We start from the raw sequence: 26,282 nt of genomic DNA, 5'->3' as shown, positions 1-26,282 counted from the left end.
TTATGTTAAAATAGTGATGGATGCTGTTTGGTTCATTATTTTTTATTAATTTCGTGTGCGTACACGAAAATATAAAATTAAAGTTAGAATGGCACAATTATTCAATATCAAAGATCAAGTGATTGTCGTTACAGGTGGGGCAGGAGTGTTAGGAGGTAGCATTGCAGAGCATTTGTTAAGCGAAGGAGCTAAAGTGGTAATTATTAGTAGAAGCGAAGATACGGTTGCTGCAAAATTAGCAGAGTTAGAAAAAATAGGAAAAGATGTTGTTGGATACGCATGTGATGTGTTAAGCGAAGCTTCTTTAACAGAAGTAAAAGATAAAATTATTGCCAAGTGGGGAAAAATTGATGCTTTGGTAAATGCTGCTGGAGGAAATATGCCAGGAGCAACCATTTCACCAGATAAAACTTTCTTTGATTTACAAATGGCAGATTTTAGAAAAGTATCTGAGTTAAACTTAGATGGAACAGTGTTACCATGTTTAATTTTTGGTAAAGAGATTGTGGCGAATGGAAAAGGAAGTATTATTAATGTTTCTTCAATGGCGGCAGCACAAGCGATTACAAGAGTTGTAGGTTATTCTGCATCTAAAGCAGCGATTGACAATTTTACCAAGTGGTTGGCTTCTGATTTTGCATTAAAATTTGGAGATCAAATAAGAGTAAATGCCATTGCTCCAGGTTTTTTTATTGGAAAACAAAATTTACGTTTGTTAACTAATGAAGATGGTTCTTATACAGAAAGAGGAAATACCATTATTAAAAATACACCTATGAAACGTTTTGGAGAATCGGAAGAATTAAACGGAACAGTACAGTGGTTGTTAAGTGATGCTTCAAAATTTGTAACAGGAATCGTAGTGCCAATTGACGGTGGATTTAGTGCCTTTAGTGGTGTTTAATAAAGATATAAGTTAGAAAAATGATACAAACATTTAGATGGTTTGGGGTAAATGATTCTGTTCAATTATCTCACATAGCACAGGCTGGTGCAACAGGAGTGGTAACGGCTTTACATCATGTGAAAAATGGTGATATTTGGGAAGTAGAAGAAATCATGAAAGTAAAAAACATGATTGAAGAGGCTGGTTTAGAATGGTCTTTTATAGAAAGTATTCCTATTCATGAAAACATCAAATTACAAAAGGGAGATTATTTACACCGTATAGAAAATTACAAGCAAAGTTTAAAAAATGTAGCGGCATGTGGAATTAAAAATGTGTGTTACAATTTTATGCCTGTGCTAGATTGGACAAGAACTCAACTTTTTTGGCCTTTAAAAAACGGAGCTACGGCTTTGCGTTTTGATAAAGTTGAAATGGCTGTTTTTGAAATTTATTTGATGGAAAGAGAAGGGGCAGAAAAAGATTATACTCCAGAGGTTCAAGCCAAAGCAAAAGAATCTTTTGAGAATATGTCATCAGAAGAAAAAACACGTTTGTCTGATTGTATTTTAAAAGGATTGCCAGGAACGGTAGACGATTTGTCTATGGACGAATTTAAAGCAATGATTGCGCAGTATGATGGTTTAAGTCATGCAGATTTAAAATCAAATTTATCATTCTTTTTAAATCAAGTAGTTCCTATTGCTGAAGAAAATGGAATTGTAATGGCTATTCATCCAGATGATCCACCAATGGATATTTTAGGATTGCCAAGAATTATTAAATCAGAAAAAGATTTAGAAGATTTAGTTGGGTTTATTGATAGCCCTAGTAACGGAATTACTTTTTGTACAGGATCTTTAGGGGCAAATCCGGATAATGATTTACCTAAAATGATAGAAAAGTTTGCGGATAGAATTCACTTTTTACATTTAAGAAATGTAAGAAGAGAAGCTGATGGAAGCTTTTTTGAAGACAATCACTTAGGAGGTTCTAGCGATATGTATGAAGTAGTAAAAGCAGTTGCTAAAATTGAAAAGCAAAGAGGAATTGAAATTCCAATGAGACCAGATCACGGTCACCAAATGATTGATGATTTAACCAATGACAAAGCATATTGTGGATACACAGCTATTGGTAGATTAAAAGGTTTGGCTGAACTTAGAGGATTAGAGCTAGGAATAAAAAGAAGTGAAGCTTAAATAGCTGAATTTTTATATAAAAAAAGAGATGTTATTGAAAAAATAGCATCTCTTTTTTGTTTAAAATTTAATATTAAAACTTTAAATATACTTTCCTTTAATATCTTTCAATTGTATTTGTAAAGCTTTGGTAGATACTTGAATTTCAATAAACAATAAAATCAAAGAAACCATCATACAGCAAAGGCTAATAATAAAAACAGCATCAGCGGTTAAAGGCATCATTAAAAAAAGGAGTAACATGGTTAATACAGCTCCCATAAAACTTAAAATAGCAAAACCTTGAGTAGCTCTAATTAAGGTTAATCTTTTACTCAATATTTTAATTTGATCTCCAATATTTTTTTCGTGAGAATCTTGATATTCTTTGTGTAATTGCCTAATTAAAGAAGCAATGGCTAAATAACGTGCGTTATAGGCCAACATTGATAAAGAGATGGCAGGAAACAACAAAGCGGGAATACTCATTGATAAATTCATGTTCGGGGATTTAAATTCATTACTAAAATACAAAGAATATTAAACCTTAGGTTTATGTTTTTATGAAATAGTAGATTCTATCATAATTAATCATTTACAATTCATCATTAATAATTAGCTTTTAATATCTTTGCCACTTCTAAAAATAAAAACTCATGAAAGCAGGTATTGTAGGATTACCAAACGTTGGAAAATCAACGCTATTCAATTGTTTGTCTAATGCAAAAGCGCAAAGTGCAAACTTTCCATTCTGTACAATTGAACCTAATATTGGTGTGGTAAATGTACCAGATCCAAGATTAGAGAAATTAGAGTCTTTGGTAAATCCAGAAAGAGTAGTACCTGCAACTGTAGAAATTGTTGATATTGCTGGATTGGTAAAAGGAGCAAGTAAAGGAGAAGGTTTAGGAAACCAATTTTTAGCAAACATTCGTGAAACAGATGCTATTTTACATGTGTTACGTTGTTTTAATGATGATAATATTATTCATGTTGATGGTTCTATTGATCCTATTAGAGATAAAGAAACGATTGATATTGAGTTACAATTAAAAGATTTAGAAACGGTTGAAAAGCGTTTAGAAAGAGTTAAAAAATTAGCTAAAACAGGAAATAAAGAAGCACAAGCTGAATTTGATGTTTTAGACAGGATTAAAACTTCTTTAGAAGCAGCAGTTTCGGTTCGTGCATTGTCTTTTACAGAAAAAGAATTAGAGTTTGTAAAACCATTACAATTCATTACCATCAAACCTGTAATGTACGTTTGTAATGTTGATGAAGAATCAGCAGTAGATGGAAACGAATATGTTGAGTTGGTAAAAGAAGCTGTAAAAGATGAAAATGCTGAAGTATTATTTTTAGCTGTTGGAACAGAAGCAGATATCAATGAATTAGAAAGTTTTGAAGAGCGTAAAGAGTTTTTATCTGATATTGGTTTAGAGGAGCCAGGTGCTGCAAAATTAATCCGTGCTGCTTATAAGTTATTAAACTTACAAACCTACTTTACTGCAGGAGTAAAAGAAGTAAGAGCTTGGACCATTAATATTGGAGATACTGCACCACAAGCGGCTGGAGTAATTCACACAGATTTTGAAAAAGGATTTATCCGTGCAGAAGTCATTAAATATAACGACTATGTTACTTTAGGAAGTGAAGCCAAAGTAAAAGAAGCAGGAAAATTATCTGTAGAAGGAAAAGAATACATAGTACAAGATGGAGATATGATGAATTTTAGATTTAATGTCTAATTTTCTCCATCAATAAAAAATAAAAGCCAATTCATCATTTATGAATTGGCTTTTTTAATATGATAAAATCATGAAAAAAATATCAGAAAATACTGTTGGTGTATTGATTGCTTTGTTGGCAGTATTTCTATTTTCATCAAAAGCGATTATTGTAAAATTAATTTATGACTTTCAAGTTCCAACTGTTCACATTCTTTTGTTAAGAATGTTGTTTGCATTGCCTTTTTATTTGGTGATTTTAGCAGTTAAAAGGAATGAGGTAAAAACAGGTCTAGAAAAAAAGCATTATTTGTGGTTAGTTCTTTTTGGGGTAATAGGTTATTACGTAGCTAGCTTTTTTGATTTTTACGGATTAAAATTTTTATCCGCAAGTTTAGAGCGAATCATTTTGTTTGTGTATCCAACATTGGTGGTATTGATAGGTGCTTTGTTTTTAAAAACCAAAATTACCAAACAACAAATTTGGGCCATTGTAATCACTTATTTTGGTGTCTTTTTAACTTTTGCTTCGGAGTTGCAAATCAATCATGATGATCATTTGTTTTTAGGAGCTGGACTTATTTTTATGAGTGCGTTAACATATGCATCGTATTTGGTGGGGAGTGGTTGGTTAATTCCAAAATTCGGAACCATTCGTTTTACCTCAATGGCTATGGTTGTGGCATGTAGTTCTGTAATTATTCATTATTTAATTTCAGATAGACAGTCTGTTTTAAATTATCCAGCGGAGGTATATCAATACGAGATACTGATGGCTGTTTTTTGTACGGTACTGCCTTCTTATTTAGTGTCTTATGCCATTCAGAAACTAGGGGCTTCTAAGTTTGCGATCATCGGAAGTATTGGTCCTGTATTTACTATTGTATTAGCAACTATTGTTTTGGGAGAAAGTATTACTTTTATACAAGCAATTGGAGTTGTGATTGTAATTCTAGGTGTTAGAATTGTATCAAAAAAAGAACGATGATTGCGTTAAAAACCTGTTGATAATTCAATTTTACAGACTGTCGGTAAAGACGAATAAAACCTTAAATTTAACAAGAACCTAAATCAGAGCTTTGTTTATGAGTGAAGAAACAAAATATACCGAAGATAATATACGATCGTTAGACTGGAAAGAGCATATTCGTATGCGACCAGGGATGTATATTGGTAAATTAGGGGACGGATCATCGCAAGATGATGGAATTTATATTTTAATTAAAGAAGTCATAGACAACTCCATTGATGAATTTGTGATGGGCGTTGGGAAAACCATTGAAATTTCTGTAAAAGATGAGGTGGTTAAAGTAAGAGATTACGGACGTGGAGTTCCTTTAGGGAAAGTAGTAGATGTGGTTTCTAAAATGAACACAGGAGGAAAGTATGATTCTCGTGCGTTTAAAAAATCTGTTGGATTAAACGGAGTAGGTACCAAAGCGGTGAATGCTTTGTCTAGTAGTTTTTCTATTCAGTCTATTCGTGACGGACAAACCACCACGGCCGAATTTGAAAAAGGAGAGTTGGTCAATCAAACTCCTTTAGAAGCAACAACTATTCGTAGAGGTACTAGGGTCATTTTTCATCCAGATGCTTCCATTTTTGTGAATTACAAATTCCGTAGTGAATATGTCATTAAAATGATTAAAAACTATGTATACCTAAATCCAGGGTTAACAATAGTTTTTAATGGTGAAAAGTTTGTATCTGAAAATGGATTAAAGGATTTATTAGAAGAAAATATTCACGAAGATACCTTGGCTTATCCTATTATCCATTTAAAAGGAGATGATATTGAAATTGCCATGACTCATAGTAAAACGCAATACAGCGAAGAGTATCATTCTTTTGTCAACGGACAACATACCACGCAAGGAGGAACGCATCAGAATGCGTTTAGAGAAGCAGTGGTAAAAACCATTAGAGAGTTTTTTGGTAAAAATTTCGAGGCTTCGGATGTTCGTAAATCTATTGTAAGTGCCATTGCCATTAAGGTGATGGAACCTGTTTTTGAAAGTCAGACCAAAACCAAGTTGGGTTCTACTGAAATGGGAGGAGATTTGCCAACGGTAAGAACTTATATCAACGATTTTGTTAAAACCAATTTAGATAATTATTTACATAAAAATCCTACGACTGCAGAAGCCATTCAGCGTAAAGTAATGCAGGCAGAAAAGGAACGTAAAGAATTGTCTGGAATTAGAAAAATTGCTAGAGAACGAGCTAAAAAAGCAAGTGTACACAATAAAAAATTACGTGATTGTAGAATTCATTTAGAAGATTCTAAAAAAGAAGGACATTTGGAAACTTCTTTATTTATTACAGAGGGAGATTCTGCAAGTGGATCTATTACCAAATCTCGTAATGTAAATACTCAAGCCGTATTTAGTTTAAAAGGAAAACCCTTAAACTGTTATGGGTTAACTAAAAAAATTGTGTACGAAAATGAGGAGTTTAACTTATTACAAGCCGCGTTAAATATTGAAGACGGAATAGAAAATTTAAGATACAACAACGTTATTATTGCTACTGATGCCGATGTGGATGGTATGCACATTCGTTTGTTATTGATTACTTTCTTTTTACAGTTTTTTCCTGAAGTGATTAAAGAAGGACATTTGTATATTTTAGACACGCCTTTGTTTAGAGTAAGAAATAAAAAAGAAACCATTTATTGTTATTCCGAAGAGGAAAAACAAAATGCCATAGAAAAATTAACAGGAAAAGCAGAGATTACACGATTTAAAGGATTGGGAGAAATTTCACCAGATGAATTCCAACATTTTATTGGAGAAAACATTCGTTTAGATCCTGTGATGTTAGACAAAGAACAATCTATTGAATCTATGTTAGAATTCTATATGGGTAAAAACACACCAGACCGTCAAGAATTTATTATTGACAATCTGAAATATGAGTTGGATGTTATTGAGGAAAATTAAGACATTAACTTAAAAGAATAAAAAGTAAAACATATTTAATTAGTTGCTATTTTATGCAAGACGACATCAACAATCAAGAAGAAAACGAATTTGAAAATCATAAACCGGTAGAAAGTCAAGAGACCATTACCAAAGTTACAGGAATGTACAAAGAGTGGTTTTTAGACTATGCTTCTTACGTAATCTTAGAACGTGCAGTACCAGCCATTGCAGACGGTTTTAAACCTGTGCAAAGACGTATTATGCAGTCTATGAAAGATTTAGATGATGGACGTTACAACAAGGTTGCTAATTTGGTAGGGCACTGTATGCAGTATCATCCACACGGAGATGCTTCTATTTCTGATGCCATGGTACAAATTGGGCAGAAAGAATTGTTGATAGATATGCAAGGAAACTGGGGGAATATTCTTACAGGAGACCGAGCAGCAGCAGCTCGTTATATAGAAGCTCGTTTGTCTAAGTTTGCTTTAGAAGTAGTGTTCAATCCAAAAACAACAGATTGGCAAGCTTCGTATGATGGACGTAGAAAAGAGCCTATCAATTTACCAGTAAAGTTTCCAATGCTTTTGGCACAAGGAGGTGAGGGAATTGCTGTAGGATTATCAACCAAAATTTTACCACACAACTTTAATGAGTTGATAGATGCTTCTATTAAAATATTAAGAGGGAGAAGTTTTACTTTGTTTCCAGATTTTTTAACAGGGGGAGTAGTGGATGTCACCAATTATAATGATGGTGCCAGAGGAGGAAAAGTAAGAGTTCGTGCCAAAATATCTCAGTTAGATAAAAAGACTTTGGTGGTAAACGAAATTCCTTTTGGAACTACTACATCAACGTTAATAGAATCTATTTTAAAAGCAAATGACAAGGGGAAAATTAAAATCAAACAAATAGAGGATAACACTGCTAGAAATGTTGAGATTTTAATTCATTTACCTCCAGGCGTTTCACCTGATAAAACTATTGATGCTTTGTTCGCTTTTACCAATTGTGAGGTTTCTATTTCTCCATTGTGTTGTGTCATTCAAGATCATAAACCCGTGTTTGTTGGAGTGTCTGATATTTTAAAAATATCAACCAATAACACCCTGCATTTATTAAAAAGAGAGTTAGAAATTCAGTTAGGAGAGTTGCAAGAAAAATGGCATTTTGCCTCTCTAGAGCGTATTTTTATAGAGAATAGAATTTATCGTGACATTGAAGAGGAAAGTACTTGGGAAGGAGTAATTTCTGCTATTGATAAAGGATTAAAACCACATATATCGCATTTAAAAAGAGCCATTACAGAAGAAGATATTGTTCGTTTAACAGAAATTAGAATCAAGCGAATTTCTAAGTTCGATATAGATAAAGCCAAGCAAATTATTGAAAGTTTAGAAGATGAAATAGCAACAGTTAAACATCATTTAGACAATTTAATAGAGTTTGCTATTGATTACTTTAAGAGTTTGAAAGAAAAATACGGGAAAGAAAAACCTCGTATGACAGAAATTAGAACTTTTGATGATATTGAAGCTACCAAAGTGGTAATGCGTAATGAAAAATTATACGTAAACAGAGCCGAAGGTTTTGTGGGGACTTCTTTAAAAAGAGATGAATTTGTTGCAGATTGTGCCGATATTGATGATGTGATAGTTTTTAGAAAAGACGGAACGATGATTGTGAGCAAAGTGGCTCAAAAAACATTTGTTGGTAAAGACATTATTCATGTGGCCATCTTTAAGAAAAGTGACAAACGTACCATTTACAATATGATGTATCGTGATGGTCGTTCTGGTCCAAGTTATATGAAACGTTTTAATGTTACTGGAGTTACTAGAGATAAAGAATACGATTTAACTGCTGGAAATAAAGGTTCTGTAGTTTGGTATTTTACTGCCAATCCTAATGGAGAAGCAGAAACGGTTTCTATTGAATTAAAACCATTGGCTGGCTTAAAGAAATTAAAGTGGGATATAGATTTTTCTGATTTGATGATTAAAGGACGTTCTTCAAAAGGGAATTTAATTACCAAATATCCAGTTAAGAAGATTGAATTTAAATCAGCAGGGACTTCTACTTTAAAGCCTCGTAAAATATGGTTTGATGATACTGTACAGCGTTTAAATGTTGATGGTAGAGGAGAATTATTAGGGGAATTTACGGCTAAAGATAAATTGTTGGTAGCCACACAATCTGGAAAAATAAAAACCATTACACCAGCTTTAACTACGCATTTTGAAGATGACATGGTAGTGTTAGAAAAGTGGGAACCAAACAAGCCTATTTCTGCTATTTATTACGAAGGAGAAAAAGAAAAATATTACGTAAAACGCTTTGTGATAGATTCTCCTGACAAGGAAGAATTCTTTATTAGTGAACATCCTAAAACACAATTACAAATTGTAGTTACCGATTATAGACCTAATGTTGAGGTGGTATTTAGCAAGCGTAACCTAGATAATTTGGTAATAGATTTAGAAGATTTTATAGCTGTTAAAGGAATTAAAGCTTTAGGAAATCAATTAACGGATGATAAAATTAAACTAGTTAATAGGCTAGAACCATTACCATATAGTCCTGCTGAAAATGACATTGAAGTAGAAGATGAAGAGGAGATTAATGGAGATCAGCCAACGTTATTTTAACTTTTAAAAAAATAGTTTAATACTTAATAGGTACTCGAAAGGATTCGAGCAACAGAATGAAGATAGAAAATACTCCATAATTCAAAAAATCAACGTAATAAACGCATGAAATAATAATAATGAGAGGCTTATTAATAATATTTTTTACCTTTTTATATCAATTTAATATTGAATTTTGCGAAAGTAAAATTCAAGAACTGCCACCTAACAAAGGAGAGATTAAATCGGACAGTATACAAATAAAGTATTGGGACGCTAATAAAGTGTTTGAATATAAATTTAGTATTGTAAATGATTCTATATATAATCATAGTCTTAAAGAAAAATCTACTTTGATTAATAAAATAAAGGTTGAAAAAATTAAGAAATATATTAACATGTTTTTTGAATCAAAAAACAAGCAAATTGAATTAGATAGGATAAAAAACAAAGGTTTTTTAGACATAGGAACTTACTCAGAATTAAAGATATTATTTTTTGTAAATGGTTGTATTGTCCAAAAAGAAGTTGTCATACTTGGAAGCGATACTCATAAAATAATTTACAGTTCTGAGTTTATGAACTTTTTAAAAATTATACGAAATCTCTGTGAGTCTATAGACTCAAAACATCTATAAACCTATAAAATTTTGCATGCCCCCTCTGGTACTCGAAAGGATTCAAGCACCAGACAAAACAGCCAACGAAATTTTATATTTAATATAAAATTTACTCCAACCTCTTAAAAAAAGTAGTTTCATAATCTGGTAATAACTCTGGATGACATATTTTAATAAAATCTTTTAAAATTAAATCAGGTCTTAAAGCACCCAATTCAAAAAATACTAATCCACCAGTTTCTCCAACAGTATTTGTGTACGTATAAATATTATTGGTGCTAAAAGGTTTAAAACTTGAATAGTGTTTGTTGTTATTAGCCAATGCTTTTTTATCAAGAGCATAACCAGGAGCAAACCAAAAATCTGCATTTTTAGCTTCTACAAATACTTCTTCAAATTGTAAAGCCAAACTTCCTGTGCTTTCTGTATTTTGCCAATAATAGTTGGTGCCTGCATCTTTCATAATTTGTGCTACATAACTATCTCCAGCAGGAGTGTACCAAATATCATTGTAAATTCCTCCGTATAAAACATTGGGTTTATGAATGTTGTCAGGAATAGTTTTTAACGCTGTGTGATAGTTCTTCACGATTTCATCAAAAACTAAATTTGCTTCTTTTTCTTTGTTTAAAAACAAGGCAAAAAACTTAATCCATTCTGCTCTACCCAAAGGAGTTTCTTCAAGCCAACTAGCATCAATCACAATGGGGATTCCTGCTTTTTTTAAGGTGGTAAAGTTTTTGTTGATGTTGTTTACCGCAAAAGCAAACAAGATATCAGGCTGAATATCCAAAACCATTTCTGTATTCATATGCTCTTCATGACCAATATCTACAATGCTACCGTTGTCTATTAAAGTTCTGGTTTTTTTAGAAGAGATGAACTTGGTGTTGGGATATCCTTTTAATAAAGTTTCACTTTTTAAAGCTTCTAAAACAGGAATTTGTGTGGTAGAAGTAGCGATGATTTTTTTTAAAGGAGTGTTGATTATGATTTGATTTTCATTACTCGGTTTGATAACTGTATCTCCTTTAACAATAATATATTCATATGGAGTTGTGGCTCCTTTATAGGGAGTTTTTACAATCACTTTTATATACTTAGCATATTTTTCATATGTAAATCCTTTGGCAAACTCTGGCTTGATAACAGCCTTGTTTTCTGTTTTTTTATTTGCTTTAGGTTGACAAGCAATAAGAGTGCATATAATAAAAAGATGAGTAAAAAACTTCATATTTAAAGAATTTGATATTGGTTGGTTTCAGTATCTATTTGTACAATGGTTCCGTAAGGAATTTTAAAATCAAAAGAATTTGTTAAGTCTGTTTGGGTGATATGTGCTAAAATACTTCTGATGACTCCAGCATGAGTAACCAAAGCGGTTTTGTCTTTTTTTATGTTCTGATACACAGACAAAACTCTTAAATATAAATCCATATAACTTTCTCCGTTAGGAACGGGAACATGAACAAAATCTTGCATCCAAGGATCAATTTCTTCTTGCGGAATTTTATTCCAATCCATCAATTCCCAATCTCCAAAATCTAATTCTTTTAAGTTATCATCTGTGGTGAAATCAGCTTTTATTTTGTTAGCCAATTTAGTACATCTTTGTAAAGGACTACTAATGACTTGTTGAATTTCGTGGTTTTTTAGTTTTGATAATAAAAAATTAGCCTCTTCTTCAAAATCCTCAGAAAGTGGAAGGTTTGCTTGCCCGTAACAAATTCCTTTGTCTATGTCTGGTGTGGTATGTCTTATTAAATAAAGAATCATAGAATAATTAATAAGCTTAAATAAAAGACGACTTCCGAAACTTGTTGTGTAGCACCTGCACAATCACCTGTGTGCCCACCAATCCATTTGTGAAAATATTTTGCCAACATGTATTTTGATATCATTACTGGAATAAAAGCAAGAAATACATAGATGTTAAAAAAGAAAATCAACGGAATAATGGCAAAGATTCCACTAATGATGACATCTTTTAATTGAATCCCAATTGCCGATGGTTTCACTTTACTTTTATTGATATCTTGTACATAAGGTTCTGTATAAATTAGAGTAGTGGCAGCAAATCTGCTAATAGCATGACCAGCAATGATGGCAACAATACAATTGTAAATATCAAATTCTGAAAGGGCTTGATATTTAATAGCTAATAACAACCCTAAACCTACAATTCCATAAGTTCCTACTCTAGAATCTTTCATAATGGTTAATATTTTTTCTTTGGTCCAACCGCCACCAAAACCATCGCAAACATCGGCAAAACCATCTTCGTGAAAAGCACCTGTAATCCAAATAGTTCCTGCCATACTTAGGAGTATGGAAATAGCATCATTAAAAAGAAACTCAGCCACATAAAATACCAAGGCTCCAAAAGCTCCAACAATAATTCCTACCAAAGAAAAGTAACGACTGCTTTTGGCTAGTATTTCAGGGGAGTGATCTATGTTTTTAGGACAAGGAATTCTTGTGAAAAACATAATAGCCGTTAAAAAAACAGCAATTTCTTTTTTCATATTAACTTAATTTATTGGTCACATTGGCGCTTTCAAAACTAGCCATTTCGTTTAAAAATTTTACAGCAGATTGTACCAAAGGATAAGCCAAAGCAGCCCCTGTTCCTTCACCTAATCGCAGTCCAATATTTAAAATGACATCTGCTTTTAAAAATTGTAACATTTTGGTATGTCCTTGTTCATCTGAGCAATGAGAAAAAATACAATTATCTATAACATTTGGTTCTATAGCATGGGCTGCCAATAATGCGGATGTTACGATAAAACCATCTATTAAAATCGTCATATTTAATGCTTTTGCTTGGAGGATAGCTCCTGTAATCATAGCAATTTCGTAACCTCCAAATGTAGCTAAAATTTCCAGTGGATTTGTAATGTTGGAGTGTGTTTCTTGAGATTTTCTTAAAACAGCAGCTTTTACCCTAGTAGCATCATTATTAAGTCCTGTTCCTTTACCCACGCATTTACTAATATCTGTTTTGGTATATGCACTCATTAGTAAAGAAGCAGAAGAGGTGTTTCCAATCCCCATTTCTCCAAAACCAATAATATTGGTTCCTTCCGTAAATTGTTTGGTAACTATTTCTTTTCCTTTATTGATTGCTTTTTTACAATCTTCAAGATTCATGGCTGGTTGTATGCAAAAATCTGCAGTTCCTTTGTTTATTTTAGCATCAATTAAATAAGGTATTTTCCCAAAATCATAGTTTACACCTGCATCAATAATTTTTAAAGAGATGTTGTGCTGTTGGCAAAATACATTGATGGCTGCTCCACCATTTAAAAAGTTAAAAACCATTTGTGTGGTTACTTCTTGTGAAAAAGGACTCACAGGTTCTGAATTCACAATACCGTGATCTCCAGCAAAAATTAAAATAGCAGGTTTTGATAAAATTGGAGAAGTAGTTTGTTGAATATTTCCTACTTTAAAAGCTATTTTTTCTAAGATCCCTAAAGATCCTAAAGGTTTGGTTTTGGTGTCTATTTTATGTTGTAAAGTTTCTTGAAAGTTCATGATAATTTATTTTAAAGTCATTGGAAGTCCAGAAACCATAAAGGTTGCTTTGTTACTTAATTTAGCAATTTCTTGATTTACCCAACCTTGTAGTTCGGTGAATTTTCTTGATATTTCAGTATTTGCATGTACGCCCATTCCTATTTCATTAGATATAATAATAATGGTTGCATTTACTTTTTTTAATTTGTTTAGTTCATCTTTAACTAAAGACAAACTTTTTGCTACATCATATTTTGTATCTGTGTAAAAATTGGTGAGCCATAAGGTAACACAATCAATCACAACTACAGAGTTTTCTGGAATAATAGTACTTAAATGTTTTTCTTCCTCTAGGGTTGTCCATCGTTCATCTCTATCAGAAATATGTCTATCTACGCGTTTTTTAAAATCATCATCCCAAATTCTAGAAGTGGCTAAGTAATAAGGATTTGGACTTAATTCTTCTGCCATTTTTTGAGCATAGCTACTTTTACCAGAGCGTTCTCCTCCGGTGATGTAATGTATCATATCAAAATTTTTGAGCAAAGATTGCTAAGTTTTTTAAGATTAAAAAAAAATATCTGTAAAAAGAATTTACATTAGCAGTCTTAAATTTATTTTCTATGAAAGTGTCTTCTTTTATGCCAGCTGTAACACAAATGATTTACGATTTAGGTCTGCAAGATTTGTTAGATGGAATTACGTTTGAATGTCCGCAAGTTGCTTTAAAAGAAAAAACACCCGTGGTAAGATGTGTTTTAGAAGGAAAGAGCTATACTAGTGATGAAATCAATACCTTGTTTTCTAAAAGCAAAGCATCGGGAGAAAGTTTATACTTTGTTGATGAAGTTGCCTTGGCTAAAATTGCTCCAGATGTTGTGTTTACCCAAGATGTATGTGATGTTTGTCAGATAGATACTGAATGTGCCTCTTTAGCAGTAAATAAATTAGCAAAAATTCCAGAACTGATTTCTATCACTCCACAATCTTTAGAAGATGTGTTTGATAATGTCATCACCATAGCAAAAGCTTTAGATCAAGAAGTTTTAGGAAAAGACCATGTTACTTTTCTTAAAAATAAAATTGCAGATATAGTTGATAAGCAACGTGAGGCTAGAGTGATGCCTAAAAGTGTGATGTTGTTAGAATGGATAGATCCCCTTTTTAATTGCGGACATTGGATTCCTCATCAAATAGGGTATGCAGGTGGAATAGATTTGTTATCTCATCCCTCAGGTGATAGTATTGTCATCGATTGGCAAAAAATAGTAAAATACAACCCAGAAGTTTTAGTGATTGCTCCTTGTGGTTATACCCAAGAAAGAACTTTAGAAGACATGAAGTTTTTAGAAGCACAACCAGAATGGAAAACTTTAAGAGCGGTACAAAATAAACAAGTTTACTTGGCAGATTTTGATTTGTTTACCCAATCATCGGCAAGTACATTGGTAGATGGAATTATAGTGTTGTCTAAAATATTTCACCCTACAGTTTTTACTGAAGCTACAGGCTTAGAACATAAGTATTGTAATTATTTTGATAAAAAATAATTGAGAACTAAAAAAACACCGTACTTTTGCCACGATTTTGGTTTTTATGCTATTCAAGAAATTGAGAGCTAAAATTAAAAGGGAATCTTGTTAAAATCAAGAACTGTCCCCGCAACTGTAAGCTTAGCCCAATAGGGTGCTTGTTACAAACTTATACCACTGTTTTTATAAATGGGAAGGTAGTAACAAGACGCAAGTCAGGAGACCTGCCACAATCATCAATATAAATTCTTTCGGGAGCAAAGGAAATTTATGATGAAACTATGTAATGCGTTTTTTTTATTAAGCATGCTTTGTTGTGCTGTTACCGTAGCTCAAAATGATTCAATTAATCGTTTGGGTAAAGTTACCATTGTGGCCGATTCTTATGTAAGAAATAATGTAGTTGGTCAAAAAGTTACCCTTATAACAGGGGATAATATTGTAAAAAACCCAACAAACCTTACAGAAACTTTAAGATTTAATTCTGTAGTTGCCATTAGAGATTATGGAAATGGAGGGACAAGCTCTGCTCGTTTTAGAGGAACATCAGCAGCCAACACCGCAGTTATGTGGAATGGAATTAACGTCAATGCTATTGGAAATGGACAAACAGGGTTAAATAGTTTGTCTTTAAATACAGCAGATGAAATTGTAATAAAAAGCGGAGGAGGTTCTGTAAAATATGGTTCTGGAGCTATTGGAGGTTCTATCCATGCAAATGATAATCTGTACTTTCACAAACATCAAAATTTTCAATTGTTTAGTTCTTATGGGAGTTTTAATACGACTTCTAATTTTTTAAAAACCAATTTAGGAACTGAAAAGTGGGCACTTAAGTTAGGAGCAAATTTTAATAAATCCGATAATGATTATGATTTAATTGATGAGAGGTATAAAGATGCGAATGGAAATTATTTAAAGAATAGTAATGGTGATTACGAAAATTACGGATTAAATTTAAGTGTAGGGTATCAATTTACAGAAGGAAATACGTTAAGTTTTTATACCACCGGTTTTAAAGGAGATAGATTATTTTCGGGAGAATTGCAAAATCCAAGTGCTGCGAATGAAAAATATAAGGATATCAATCAGCGTAATTTATTGGTTTGGGAGGTGCAGAAAAATCAGTTTTCTCATGTTGTTAAAACAGCTTATTTAACACAAGAGTACAGGTATTTTAAAAATAAAAACAGCAATAGTTTTGATTTTGGAAAATCTAAAAGATGGTTGTTTAATTATGATTTTAAATATCATTTTAATAAAAAAACGACTATCAATACCTATGTGGATATTCAAAATATAGAAGGGGATGTAAGTGGAGTTCCAAATAAAAAATACAGAGAACAATATGCTTTTGCATTTGGGTTTAATTCAATAATAAACAAACAATGGAAATATAATATTGAGAGTAAAAAAGAATTTAATTCTGCTTTTAAAGTACCTACTGTTTTTTCTTTAGGAAGTAATTATGCTTTGAATGATAATAATGAAATCCTTTTAAATATTTCCACCAATTACAGAGTGCCTACCTTAAATGATTTGCATTGGCCAGGGCAAGGTAATGAAGATTTAATTCCAGAAAACTCAAAACAAATAGATGCAGGATATCAATATAAAAATGATTGGTTTACTTTTAAAAGCACCTTGTTTTATATGCATGTTCTTGATAAAATTATTTGGACTCCTATTGGAGATATCAACAGACCTGATGTTTGGACTCCTATTAATTTAAACGAATCTATCCATAAAGGAGCCGAATTTTATGCTAGTTTTTGTTATCCTTTTTCAAAATACCATTCTGTTGATGTTGCTACAAATTACATCTATACTGTGGCAAAAGATACAGAGACAAATAAAGAACTCATTTTTGTGCCTAGACATTTATTTAATGCCACTGTAAATTATCAAAATAATATTTTTACAGCTTATGTACAGAATTTAAGTCAGAGTAAAGTATATACTACAGAAGATAATATTAACACTCCCGGGGCAGTATTAAATGGATTTACTGTTTTTAATGCAGGAACAGGAGTCTCGTTGTTAAAAAAAGGAACCAAATCTTTACATGTGATACTAGCGGTTAAAAATATTTTTAACCAGCTGTATTTATACAGTATTTCAAGACCTATGCCCGGAAGAAATTATAACCTAAATATCAATTATAAATTTTAAAATTAAATGAAAATTACCAAACAAATATTAAAGCTTTTAGTTATTGCTCTTATTATCGTATCATGTAATAATGATGATTCTATAGAGTTAATAAATAGAGATTATTCTAATGGAATTTTAATCAGCGGAGAAGGATCGGGAGCAGGGACAGGTTCAGTTACTTATCTGTCATCAGACCAAACATTAAAATATCAATTTATTTATTTAAGTGCTAACGGAACTCAATTGGGGACTTATTTACAATCTATGGCTTTTAATGAAAATAGTGCTTTTATTATTGTAGATAATGCCAATACGGTTACGGTGGTTGATAAAAAAACTTTTATTAAAACAGGAGAAATTAAAACTGACTTAAACACTCCTCGCTTTATGACCGTTGTAGGAGATAAAGGATATATTACCAATTGGGGAGATCCATATAACACAGAAGATGATTTTATTGCTGTTGCAGATTTAAATACCAATGCTGTTGAAAAAATAATTTCTGTATCAAATGGTCCTGAACAAATTGTTGTCAAAGGAAATAAGTTATATGTATCTCACAAAGGAGCATATGGAACAAATAATGTTGTTTCTGTAATTGATACAGCTACTGATGATGTTGTTGAAATTACAGTGAAAGAGAATCCAGATGAGTTGTTGTTTAATAATAATGGAGATTTGTTAGTTCTATCGGAAGGTAGTATTGTTTATGATCCATGGCCAACTATAAAAAGTGAAACAAAAGCAGCTATACATATTATAAATACTACTACTAATACAATAACAAAAACGATAGAGTTTAAAGAAGGGGAACATCCTAGTTTAATGACTTATGACAACGGACAAATATATTATTATCTATCAGGAGGGGTTTATAAAGTGAATTCAGGAGAAGAGACTTTACCAACTACAGCATTAATATCTCAAAGTTTATATGGAATGGCAGTTAAAAACGGAAACCTATACGGTGTAGAACCAAGCTTTACTGCTCAAAGTGATCTTTATGTATTTGATTTAAGTACTAAAGAAAAAGTGTTTACAACAAAAGTAGCTCTTGGTGCCTCAAAAATATATTTTACAGAATAGTTTAGTTAGTTTTAATAAAGTTGTTGCGAAGAAGAGAAAAGCCCATGCAAATTTGCATGGGCTTTTTGTTTATAAAATAGTTTGTACTTCTTTTTGAATATATTGTTGGGCAATTTGTGTGGGGGATGGTCCTTCTTTTCCAATTTTAATTAACTCCTGCTGTAAATCTTTTCCACTCGTTAAATTATCGTGCATGCTACAAGCGGTAATGTTATTTAAAATAGTGGTTTTTGTGTTAGTAATTAATGTCCAACAATCAGGACTTATATAAATCTGTTGAACCAAATTGTGTTCATATTCAGCGTTTATTTGACTTATTAATAATTTGGCATATTCAATTTTATTGAATGTTTCTGGCTCAACTCTGTAAGCAAGATTAGTGATATTTATACGTTCTAAAAATAAGGTCATTCTTTCATAAGCTTGAAGCCTTATGGGTAAACTTTGTTTCTTTTTATCATTTAGCATTTCAAACTTTCGTTTGTTACTTTCCATAAAAACAAATTGTTTTAAAAAGTAAGCAGCTACACCACCAGTAATTACTGATGGAAGCGTGTATTTAAGGATTTCTAGAATTTCATCCATCATAAAATATTTTAAGCGAATATAAATGTTAGTTTTTAGGTGTCAAAATATGAGTTTCTTTAAAAATGATTACTTTTAGGCAAGCAATATAAAAACAAGCCTGTGTTCAGTTTTTTGGAATTTACTTTTATTGATCTGCTAGATATTCTTTTAGTAGCCTTTTTGTTATTTAACGTATATAAGTTGTTAAAAGGTACAGTGGCCATTAATATTTTTATTGGTATAGCTATTGTTTTTTTAATATATAAAGTTACAGAGGCTTTACATATGGAGATGTTTAGTTCTTTATTAGGAACTTTAATAAGTGGTGGGGCTATTGCGTTGATTATTATTTTTCATCCCGAAATGCGTAAATTTTTGCTGATGTTAGGGTCAACCAATTTTAAAAGCAAAAGAAATTTTATCAACCAATTAAAGTTTTTAAAAGCAGAAATATCTATTGATGTAGATGTGGAAGCTTTGGTAATGGCTTGCGAAAAATTTGGTGTTTCTAGAACAGGAGCTTTAATTGTAATTGAAAGAAATAATAGTCTTGATTTTTTAAGTGAAAAAGGAGATAGCATGAATATTGAAATCAATATTCCTATTCTAGAAAGTATTTTTTATAAAAATAGTCCACTACACGATGGTGCTATTATTGTAAAAGAAAACTATGTGGTAGCCACAAGAGTTGTGCTGCCTTTGTCAGAGAAAAAATTGCCAAGTAGGTTTGGATTAAGACACAGAGCCGCTATTGGAGTTACTGAGAAAACAGATGCTATGTGTTTGGTGGTTTCTGAAGAAACAGGAGAAATATCTTTTATTATTGATGGTGCTTTTGAATTGTATAGCACAACCAATGAGTTACAAGAAAAAATTAGAATGTATTTAAGTTAAAAATCTCTGTTAACGTTACGTTTGTCCCATTTTAAATCACTCAATACAGATGATTTAACTCCGATAAAGAAATAATAAGAACTATAATTTCCAATAGGAACCCAGTTAAAGTTCATACTCCAGCTTCTTAAATCTCTCGTAAATCTTAGATTAGTATAAGTAATACCTCCATTGATGAAATCATAACCAGAAGACGCTCCAACTTTCCATCCTGGACTTAATTCTACATCTCCTGAAAACATCAAAGAAGCAGATGATATTTTCTTTTCACCCAAACTGTTGGTGTAATTTGTAGAAAATGAGAAACGTATGTTCCAAGGCATGCTAGAAATATATTGTGGCAAATCTGTAGTTTCTTCTTTTTGCTTTTGAGTATTTTCCTCATCTTCTGGGGTTACAGAAAAATCATTAGTATTTTGTTGATCTGCACCAAATAAATCCTGATCATAAGCTGTTGGCTCTTCCTCTTCTTCTGTGTTAACTCCTTCTTTTTTCTTTTCAAAATCTTTGTTAGAAAATGAATAACCTGTGGTAAAGTTGGCTCTTGTCATTCTAAGTAATGGTCCTCCATTTAAATAACTCAAAGCATCTACTCTTTGTAACTTACCTGTAGTTGAATTTTGTTTTAAAGCATAAGGATCCAATGAAGTACCAAAGTTTAGGTTCATTTTCTTTAGGATAGTGGTTCCTGCTGTTACATTTAAAGGAGAAAGTTTAAAACTGTCAGCGGTGAAATTATAACTGGTACTTAGGTTTAAAGAGTTTAAAATGGTGATTTTTTTATCTTCTCCTTCTAAATCATCTTTATTGGCTACTTTTCCTTCTAAGGTATTGGCCAAACTAAATCCTAATGAGTTTGAGACACCCCTAGAGGGACCTCCATAAATACCGTTCTCAAATCTAGAATAAGTTTGAAAGCTTGTAGCATCTGCATTTTCTTGTACTTCTTCATAATAAAAGCCAAAATCAGGTCTGTAACTATAAGAAACCGAAGGTCTCATAGTATGTCTAATGGCTTTTAAATTACTGTTTTTAAATTTAAACATTCCATAAATAGTAGTACTAATAGAAGTAGAAGCACTATAATCTCTAAAGGCATTAAAACCAGAAATGGTATCTGTTACAACTTTATTTGCTACAGGATCATATTCTTTATGAATTTTGTCTAAATACCAAACTTCTCTATAACTCATACTAGGCGATAAAGAAAAATACTTAAGCAATTTCATGTTGGTACTCAGACTAACATTATGTTGAGCTCCGTTTTTTGCTTTGTCAAACATTTTACTACTAAAAAACTCATCTTCAGTGGTGGTTACTTGGTTGTCTGCTTTTAAAGAATAAGTAAGACCAATTTTTTGAAAAGCATTTTTCTTTGCTCCGTTTTTAGGTGCAAACGGATATTGTCTATCCATGTTTAACTGTAAAGAAGGTAATGTTAAATAGACATCTTTTGTATTTGTGTTTTGCCTATGGTTTGCAGAAATACTCATGTTAAAAGGAGTTCCTACAAAATCTTGATAATAAGAAACAGAAGAACTTAAGGTGTTTGTTAATCCTAAACCGTTATTTGTTTCATTTACAGATTGTCTAAAATATTGACTACTACCTAAGTTTACCGAAGCAGAAAATCTACTGTTTGGAGAAGCTTTACTATCTTGACTGTGAGACCATCTTAGGTTAAAGTTTTTGGCAACACTATAGCTAGAAAAACCTTCAATTCCACTGATAAGGTTGTCGTAGTTAAAACTAAAATTTCCGCTAAATTTATATTTCACTCGATAACTAGAAGAAGCATTAAAACCCCAGCTACTGTTTGAGTATATATCGGCAGTAAGTTTTAAATCAAAATAATCATTCAATGCTAAATAATAACCTCCATTTTGCAAGAAAAATCCTTGATTAAAAGATTCACCATAGGTAGGGAAAATAATACCTGAAGTTCTATTTTTGGTTAAAGGAAAATAGGCAAACGGAAAAATGGCTGGAGTGGGTACATCTGCAATAACCAAATTAGTTGGGCCAGTAATAATTTTTTTACCTGGAACTACTTTTGCTTTTGTAGTTTTTAAATAATAATCTGGATGTCTTGGATCAGAGGTTGTAAAAATAATATTGCGAACAAAAATGGTAGAATCATTTACTCTTTTTGTTTTCTGACCTAAGGTGTTAATTCCGTTCTGTTCCGTTTCTAAACCATAAATAATGGCTTTTTTGGTTTTATAATTAAAAATTAGAGAGTCCTGTGTGGTTTCGTTTCCAGTAGTTTTAAAAACAGGTAATTGAGAATATTTTCCTTTTTCATCAGGAATACCTTTTGCTTGTACAATGTTTGTATTGTAGTCAATTAAAATTAGTCCAGCGGTAATATCATTATCTCCATATACCACATGAGCTTCATTGTATATTTCAACTTTTTTATTAGGGACATCTTCTAAAATATAGCCTTCGGTAGATTGAGATGAGTGTTCTATAATATATTCTATAGCTTCTTTTTTCTTAGGAAGAGCAATGCTATCATTTGCAATATTGGGAATACTGTCGTTTTGGATAATAGTAATACTATCATTTTTAATAGCAGCTATGTTATCATTTTGTACAATAGAATCTTTAGCTTGCGTTATAATATCGGTATCTGTAGTTTTATCTTGAGCTTTAGTAGATAAACCACTTAAACACATGAATAAAACTAATAAAAGAATGTAAAGTCTATTTGTTTGCAATGCTTTAAGTTCTATTTTTGTCTAGTCCAATTGACAACAATATGGATGCCAATTTAAAAGTCCAAAAATAATTAAATTTTATTGATGAAATTGATTCCCATATTTAAATATCAGAACTTTTATATAATACGCATATGTATTGTGTTTATTGTGCTCTTTGGCTCAATGAATACAGACCTTTATTCACAAAAACACGAAGGTTTTATTGTAGTGTTAGATGCTGGTCATGGAGGTAAAGATCCAGGTAAAGTAGGGTATAAAGGAGCAAAGGAAAAAGATGTTGCACTAAATATAGTCTTAAAAACAGGTAAAATATTATCTGCCATTCCTGGTGTGAAAGTGATGTATACCCGAAAAACAGACGTTTTTGTAGATTTATGGAGAAGAGGTGATATTGCAAATGATGCCGATGCTGATTTATTTGTGTCAGTACATTGTAATGCCCACACGAGTCAGGCAATAGGAGCTGAAACATGGGTACTATCTTTAAAAGGAAATGACAGAAATTTTAGAGTAGCCAAAGCGGAGAATGAGGTGATTTTACAAGAGGAGAATCATCAAGAGCGTTATCAAGGGTTTGATCCGAGTAATCCAACATCAGTTATTGGTCTTTCTTTAGAACAAGAAGAAAATTTAGATCAAAGTTTATTATTAGCTAGTTTAATTCAGACAGAGTTTGAAAAATCTTTGAATAGAGTTAACAGAGGAGTAAAACAAGCAGGTTTTGTGGTATTGTATCAAACATATATGCCAAGTGTGTTGATAGAAACGGGATTTTTAACAAACAGAATAGAAGGTCAATATTTATATTCAGCAGCTGGGCAACAACAAATGGCAAATGCCATTGCTAAGTCTGTAGAGAAATATTACAACCATCAACAGTTAAATGTGGCTGCAAACGATTTTTATGATGGAGATGTTATTAATAATCCAAGTACAAGTAATGTTGCTCTTGATACAGAAAAAATTGGAACTTATTACAAAGTTCAGTTGGCTTCTAGTAAAAATAGAATCAGTCCTTCCTCTTATAATTTTAAAGGATTAAAAGATGTAGAAAGAGTTGCTGTAGATGGTTTTTATAAATATTATTTAGGAAAATATAATTCCAAGAACGCTGCTAATTCAGGCTTAGAATTGGCAAAATCAAAAGGATATAAAACTGCTTTTATTGTAGGTTTTAATGAGGAGGTAAACGTTCCAACTGCGGCAGTAGTAAAACCAATTTCTGTTTCTAAACCAGTTCGTCAATCGGTTTCAAATGTTTATTATAAAGTTCAAATAGCTTCTTCAACTAATAAAATCAATACAAAACCTTCTAACTTTAAAGGTTTAAATGAGGTTGAAGCTGTGAAAGTTGGAAAATATTATAAATATTATTTAGGAAAAACAAGTAGTTATGACCAAGCAAAAAGGTATTTGGCGGCTGCAAAATCTAAAAAATATAGTTCCGCTTTTGTGGTGGCTTTTTTAAATGATGAAAGAATCACGCTAAAAGAAGCTTTGAAAAGGCAAACAAATTAAATATTTCGTATTTTCGTTCTATGATAAAAATTTCTAGAGAATTAAAAGCAGGTATTGCTGCGTTGGTAATATTAGCATTGTTTTATTGGGGGTTTAGTTTCCTAAAAGGCAGAAATCTATTTAACGGAGGCTTAAATAGTTATTACACAACATACAAGAATATTAACGGACTAAAAAAATCTAGTGCCGTTACAATGAACGGTTTTACGGTAGGTAAAATTATAGACATTCGTTTTAGTGATGATCCTGAGAAAAAAGGTCAGCTAGTTGTAGAGTTTACTCTTGAAGAAGATGTGACTTTTTCTAAAAAATCCATAGCAAAAATTTACAGCGGAGGATTGATGGGAGGAAAATCGTTAGCCATTATTCCGTCTTATGATGGAGAGACAGCAGAACCAGGAGATTATTTAAAAGGAGAAATAGAATCTGATATTTTTTCATCAATTACCGATAAATTAAACCCTTTACAATCTAAAGTAGAAAATGTAATTGTAAATATAGACTCTGTTACCCACAACTTAAACACGCTATTAAACAAACAAACTTTAGATAATTTAAATGAGAGTTTTGAAAACTTAAATTTAATTTTGGCAAGTTTAAAAAATACTTCGACATCTGTAGAAGTGTTGGTGCAAAGCAATCAAAAAAACTTAGATGCTACTTTTAGCAATATTAAGAGTACAACCAAAAACTTAAAAACTTTTTCTGATTCCTTAGCGCAAATAAAGCTAACAGAAATTTCAGCTAAAATTAATAGAACTGCTTCTCACTTAGATAGTATTACAGCAGGAATACAAGCAGGGCAAGGAACTATTGGATTGTTGGCTAAAGACGAAGACTTATACAATAATTTAGAGGCTGCTAGTAAGGAGTTAGAAGAATTGTTAAGAGATGTAAAAGAACATCCAAAAAGATTTGTTCACTTTTCAATCTTTGGAAAAAAAGAAAGAAAATACGAAGAGGCAGAAGAAACTAAAGAAAACTAAAAATTATGCAGTTGATCCCAAATATCATTTTTGCAATACTATTAGGTGTAGGAGTTTATTTTTTTGCTAGCAATGTAAAAAAGTTGATTCGTAATATTAAACTAGGGAAAGATTTAGATAGGTCAGATCAAAAATCTCAACGTTGGTCAAATATGATTCGTATTGCTTTGGGGCAATCTAAAATGGTAAGAAGACCTGTTTCAGGATTTTTACACGTAATTGTATATATAGGATTTATCATTATAAACATTGAAGTTTTAGAAATTGTTTTAGATGGATTGTTAGGAACACATCGTTTGTTCTTACCCATTTTAGGTAAAGCTTTTTACGGATTTTTAATCGGAACTTTTGAAGTTTTAGCTTTATTAGTATTTGTGTCGGTAACTATTTTTTGGTTAAGAAGAAACGTGCTTAAAATTAAACGTTTTTGGAACAAAGAAATGACTGATTGGCCTAAAAATGATGGGAATTACATCCTGTATTTTGAAATGGTATTGATGACCTTATTCTTAATTATGAATACGACTGATGTACACTTACAACAATCTGGAACCGGAAATGTCATTAGTCAGTTTTTTGTACCATTGTTCCAAAATATTTCTTTTGAAGGTTTACATCTTATTGAGCGTACTGCTTGGTGGTTACATATTTGTGGAATTTTAGTGTTCTTAAACTACTTATATTACTCAAAACATTTACACATTTTATTAGCATTCCCAAATACGTTTTATGCCAATTTAAAACCAAAAGGTCAATTTCCAAATAATAAAAATGTAACAAAAGAGGTACAATTAATGATGGATCCTAATGCAGATCCATATGCTGCTCCTGCTGAAGATGAAGGAGAACCAGAAAAATTTGGAGCGAGTGATGTTACAGATTTAAATTGGGTACAGTTAATGAATGCCTACACTTGTACAGAGTGTGGACGTTGTACTTCGGTTTGTCCAGCAAATTTAACGGGTAAAGAATTATCGCCTAGAGCTATTATGATGAAAACTCGTAATAGGTTAGAAGAAGTTGGTAGAAATATAGATGCTAATAAAGGGACTTTTCAAGATGATGGAAAGCAATTGTTGGGAGATGATTATATTACTCAAGAAGAAATTTGGGCTTGTACAAGTTGTAATGCTTGTGTAGAGGAATGTCCTGTAAATATTGATCCATTATCTATTATTATGGATATGAGACAATATTTAGTGATGGAACAATCTGCAGCTCCTCAAGAATTAAATGCAATGATGACCAATGTAGAAAACAATGGTGCACCATGGCAATATAGTCAAATGGATAGGTTGAATTGGGTAAACGAGGAATAGTCAATTAACAATT

The 26,282-nt window shown here is 31.8% G+C and carries 22 protein-coding genes and 1 riboswitch; of the genes, 14 read left to right on the top strand and 8 right to left on the bottom strand.

Going from position 1 to position 26,282, the window contains the following annotated elements; translation table 11 throughout:
• Positions 1–88 precede the first annotated feature (88 nt).
• Together BUB70_RS12620 and uxuA are read left to right on the top strand one after the other, a co-directional pair.
• Positions 89–904 carry an SDR family oxidoreductase gene (locus tag BUB70_RS12620; RefSeq protein ID WP_073122145.1) on the top strand — a complete coding sequence of 272 codons (816 nt, stop codon included), beginning with the start codon at positions 89–91 and terminating at the stop codon, positions 902–904.
• Between the two features lie 20 nt (positions 905–924).
• Positions 925–2,088, top strand: coding sequence for a mannonate dehydratase (uxuA, locus tag BUB70_RS12615; RefSeq protein ID WP_073122143.1), 1,164 nt, complete (start codon positions 925–927; stop codon positions 2,086–2,088).
• An 81-nt stretch (positions 2,089–2,169) separates the two neighbouring features.
• Here the strand turns inward: uxuA and BUB70_RS12610 are convergent, their stop codons facing one another.
• Positions 2,170–2,568, bottom strand: a complete 399-nt coding sequence (locus tag BUB70_RS12610) for a DUF2721 domain-containing protein (protein WP_073122141.1) — start codon at positions 2,566–2,568, stop codon at positions 2,170–2,172.
• A 155-nt stretch (positions 2,569–2,723) separates the two neighbouring features.
• Here BUB70_RS12610 and ychF point away from each other — a divergent pair, with 155 nt between their 5' ends.
• From ychF to BUB70_RS12585, 5 genes are all read left to right on the top strand, one after another.
• Entirely contained in the window at positions 2,724–3,815 is a 1,092-nt protein-coding gene (gene ychF, locus BUB70_RS12605) for a redox-regulated ATPase YchF (protein ID WP_073122140.1), read from the top strand.
• A gap of 70 nt (positions 3,816–3,885) precedes the next feature.
• Complete coding sequence (locus BUB70_RS12600) at positions 3,886–4,782, top strand: DMT family transporter (protein ID WP_073122138.1); 897 nt, start codon at positions 3,886–3,888, stop codon at positions 4,780–4,782.
• A gap of 97 nt (positions 4,783–4,879) precedes the next feature.
• Positions 4,880–6,736, top strand: a complete 1,857-nt coding sequence (locus BUB70_RS12595; RefSeq protein WP_073122136.1) for a DNA topoisomerase IV subunit B — start codon at positions 4,880–4,882, stop codon at positions 6,734–6,736.
• Between the two features lie 53 nt (positions 6,737–6,789).
• Entirely contained in the window at positions 6,790–9,366 is a 2,577-nt protein-coding gene (locus tag BUB70_RS12590; RefSeq protein WP_073122134.1) for a DNA gyrase/topoisomerase IV subunit A, read from the top strand.
• Between the two features lie 119 nt (positions 9,367–9,485).
• Entirely contained in the window at positions 9,486–9,983 is a 498-nt protein-coding gene (locus tag BUB70_RS12585; RefSeq protein ID WP_073122132.1) for a hypothetical protein, read from the top strand.
• A gap of 91 nt (positions 9,984–10,074) precedes the next feature.
• On the opposite strand, the gene BUB70_RS12580 is transcribed toward BUB70_RS12585, so the two are convergent.
• From BUB70_RS12580 to BUB70_RS12560, 5 genes are read right to left on the bottom strand one after another with little or no spacing between them, the layout of a single operon-like run.
• Positions 10,075–11,199, bottom strand: coding sequence for an ABC transporter substrate-binding protein (locus tag BUB70_RS12580; protein ID WP_073122130.1), 1,125 nt, complete (start codon positions 11,197–11,199; stop codon positions 10,075–10,077).
• A gap of 2 nt (positions 11,200–11,201) precedes the next feature.
• Positions 11,202–11,741, bottom strand: coding sequence for an alpha-ribazole phosphatase (gene cobC, locus BUB70_RS12575; protein ID WP_073122128.1), 540 nt, complete (start codon positions 11,739–11,741; stop codon positions 11,202–11,204).
• Positions 11,738–12,490 carry an adenosylcobinamide-GDP ribazoletransferase gene (locus tag BUB70_RS12570; protein ID WP_073122126.1) on the bottom strand — a complete coding sequence of 251 codons (753 nt, stop codon included), beginning with the start codon at positions 12,488–12,490 and terminating at the stop codon, positions 11,738–11,740. The genes cobC and BUB70_RS12570 overlap by 4 nt, the downstream gene beginning before the upstream one ends.
• A 1-nt stretch (position 12,491) precedes the next feature.
• Positions 12,492–13,505, bottom strand: coding sequence for a nicotinate-nucleotide--dimethylbenzimidazole phosphoribosyltransferase (gene cobT / locus BUB70_RS12565; RefSeq protein WP_073122125.1), 1,014 nt, complete (start codon positions 13,503–13,505; stop codon positions 12,492–12,494).
• 6 nt (positions 13,506–13,511) lie between these two features.
• The gene (locus tag BUB70_RS12560) at positions 13,512–14,015 is read right to left on the bottom strand and encodes a bifunctional adenosylcobinamide kinase/adenosylcobinamide-phosphate guanylyltransferase (RefSeq protein WP_073122123.1); all 504 of its coding nucleotides are present in this window, start codon (positions 14,013–14,015) and stop codon (positions 13,512–13,514) included.
• A 95-nt stretch (positions 14,016–14,110) separates the two neighbouring features.
• On the opposite strand from BUB70_RS12560, the gene BUB70_RS12555 reads away from it, so the two are divergent.
• From BUB70_RS12555 to BUB70_RS12545, 3 genes are all read left to right on the top strand, one after another.
• On the top strand, positions 14,111–15,037 hold the full coding sequence (locus BUB70_RS12555; protein ID WP_073122120.1) for an ABC transporter substrate-binding protein: 927 nt from the start codon (positions 14,111–14,113) through the stop codon (positions 15,035–15,037).
• A gap of 21 nt (positions 15,038–15,058) precedes the next feature.
• Positions 15,059–15,265, top strand: a riboswitch (cobalamin riboswitch).
• A gap of 24 nt (positions 15,266–15,289) precedes the next feature.
• Positions 15,290–17,191 carry a TonB-dependent receptor plug domain-containing protein gene (locus BUB70_RS12550; RefSeq protein WP_084730283.1) on the top strand — a complete coding sequence of 634 codons (1,902 nt, stop codon included), beginning with the start codon at positions 15,290–15,292 and terminating at the stop codon, positions 17,189–17,191.
• Positions 17,192–17,197: 6 nt separating this feature from the next.
• Positions 17,198–18,259 carry a YncE family protein gene (locus BUB70_RS12545; RefSeq protein WP_073122116.1) on the top strand — a complete coding sequence of 354 codons (1,062 nt, stop codon included), beginning with the start codon at positions 17,198–17,200 and terminating at the stop codon, positions 18,257–18,259.
• Between the two features lie 69 nt (positions 18,260–18,328).
• Here BUB70_RS12545 and BUB70_RS12540 read toward each other — a convergent pair whose 3' ends face one another.
• The gene (locus BUB70_RS12540) at positions 18,329–18,844 is read right to left on the bottom strand and encodes a DUF7935 family protein (protein ID WP_073122114.1); all 516 of its coding nucleotides are present in this window, start codon (positions 18,842–18,844) and stop codon (positions 18,329–18,331) included.
• 102 nt (positions 18,845–18,946) lie between these two features.
• Here BUB70_RS12540 and cdaA point away from each other — a divergent pair, with 102 nt between their 5' ends.
• Positions 18,947–19,720 carry a diadenylate cyclase CdaA gene (gene cdaA, locus BUB70_RS12535; RefSeq protein ID WP_073122112.1) on the top strand — a complete coding sequence of 258 codons (774 nt, stop codon included), beginning with the start codon at positions 18,947–18,949 and terminating at the stop codon, positions 19,718–19,720.
• Here the strand turns inward: cdaA and BUB70_RS12530 are convergent.
• Positions 19,717–22,401: a putative LPS assembly protein LptD gene (locus BUB70_RS12530; protein WP_234950302.1), complete on the bottom strand. Its 2,685-nt coding sequence runs from the start codon at positions 22,399–22,401 to the stop codon at positions 19,717–19,719. The genes cdaA and BUB70_RS12530 overlap by 4 nt on opposite strands.
• A 207-nt stretch (positions 22,402–22,608) precedes the next feature.
• Here BUB70_RS12530 and BUB70_RS12525 point away from each other — a divergent pair, with 207 nt between their 5' ends.
• The 3 genes from BUB70_RS12525 to BUB70_RS12515 are packed head-to-tail and all read left to right on the top strand — an operon-like array spanning position 22,609 to position 26,269.
• On the top strand, positions 22,609–23,964 hold the full coding sequence (locus BUB70_RS12525; protein WP_073122110.1) for an N-acetylmuramoyl-L-alanine amidase family protein: 1,356 nt from the start codon (positions 22,609–22,611) through the stop codon (positions 23,962–23,964).
• A gap of 20 nt (positions 23,965–23,984) precedes the next feature.
• Complete coding sequence (locus tag BUB70_RS12520; RefSeq protein WP_084730282.1) at positions 23,985–24,950, top strand: MlaD family protein; 966 nt, start codon at positions 23,985–23,987, stop codon at positions 24,948–24,950.
• Between the two features lie 5 nt (positions 24,951–24,955).
• On the top strand, positions 24,956–26,269 hold the full coding sequence (locus tag BUB70_RS12515; RefSeq protein ID WP_073122108.1) for a 4Fe-4S dicluster domain-containing protein: 1,314 nt from the start codon (positions 24,956–24,958) through the stop codon (positions 26,267–26,269).
• Positions 26,270–26,282: the final 13 nt, after the last annotated feature.

The sequence above is a fragment of the Wenyingzhuangia marina genome (genome assembly GCF_900130035.1).
Lineage (GTDB): Bacteria > Bacteroidota > Bacteroidia > Flavobacteriales > Flavobacteriaceae > Wenyingzhuangia > Wenyingzhuangia marina.
This window is presented reverse-complemented; position numbering and strand designations above follow the sequence as displayed.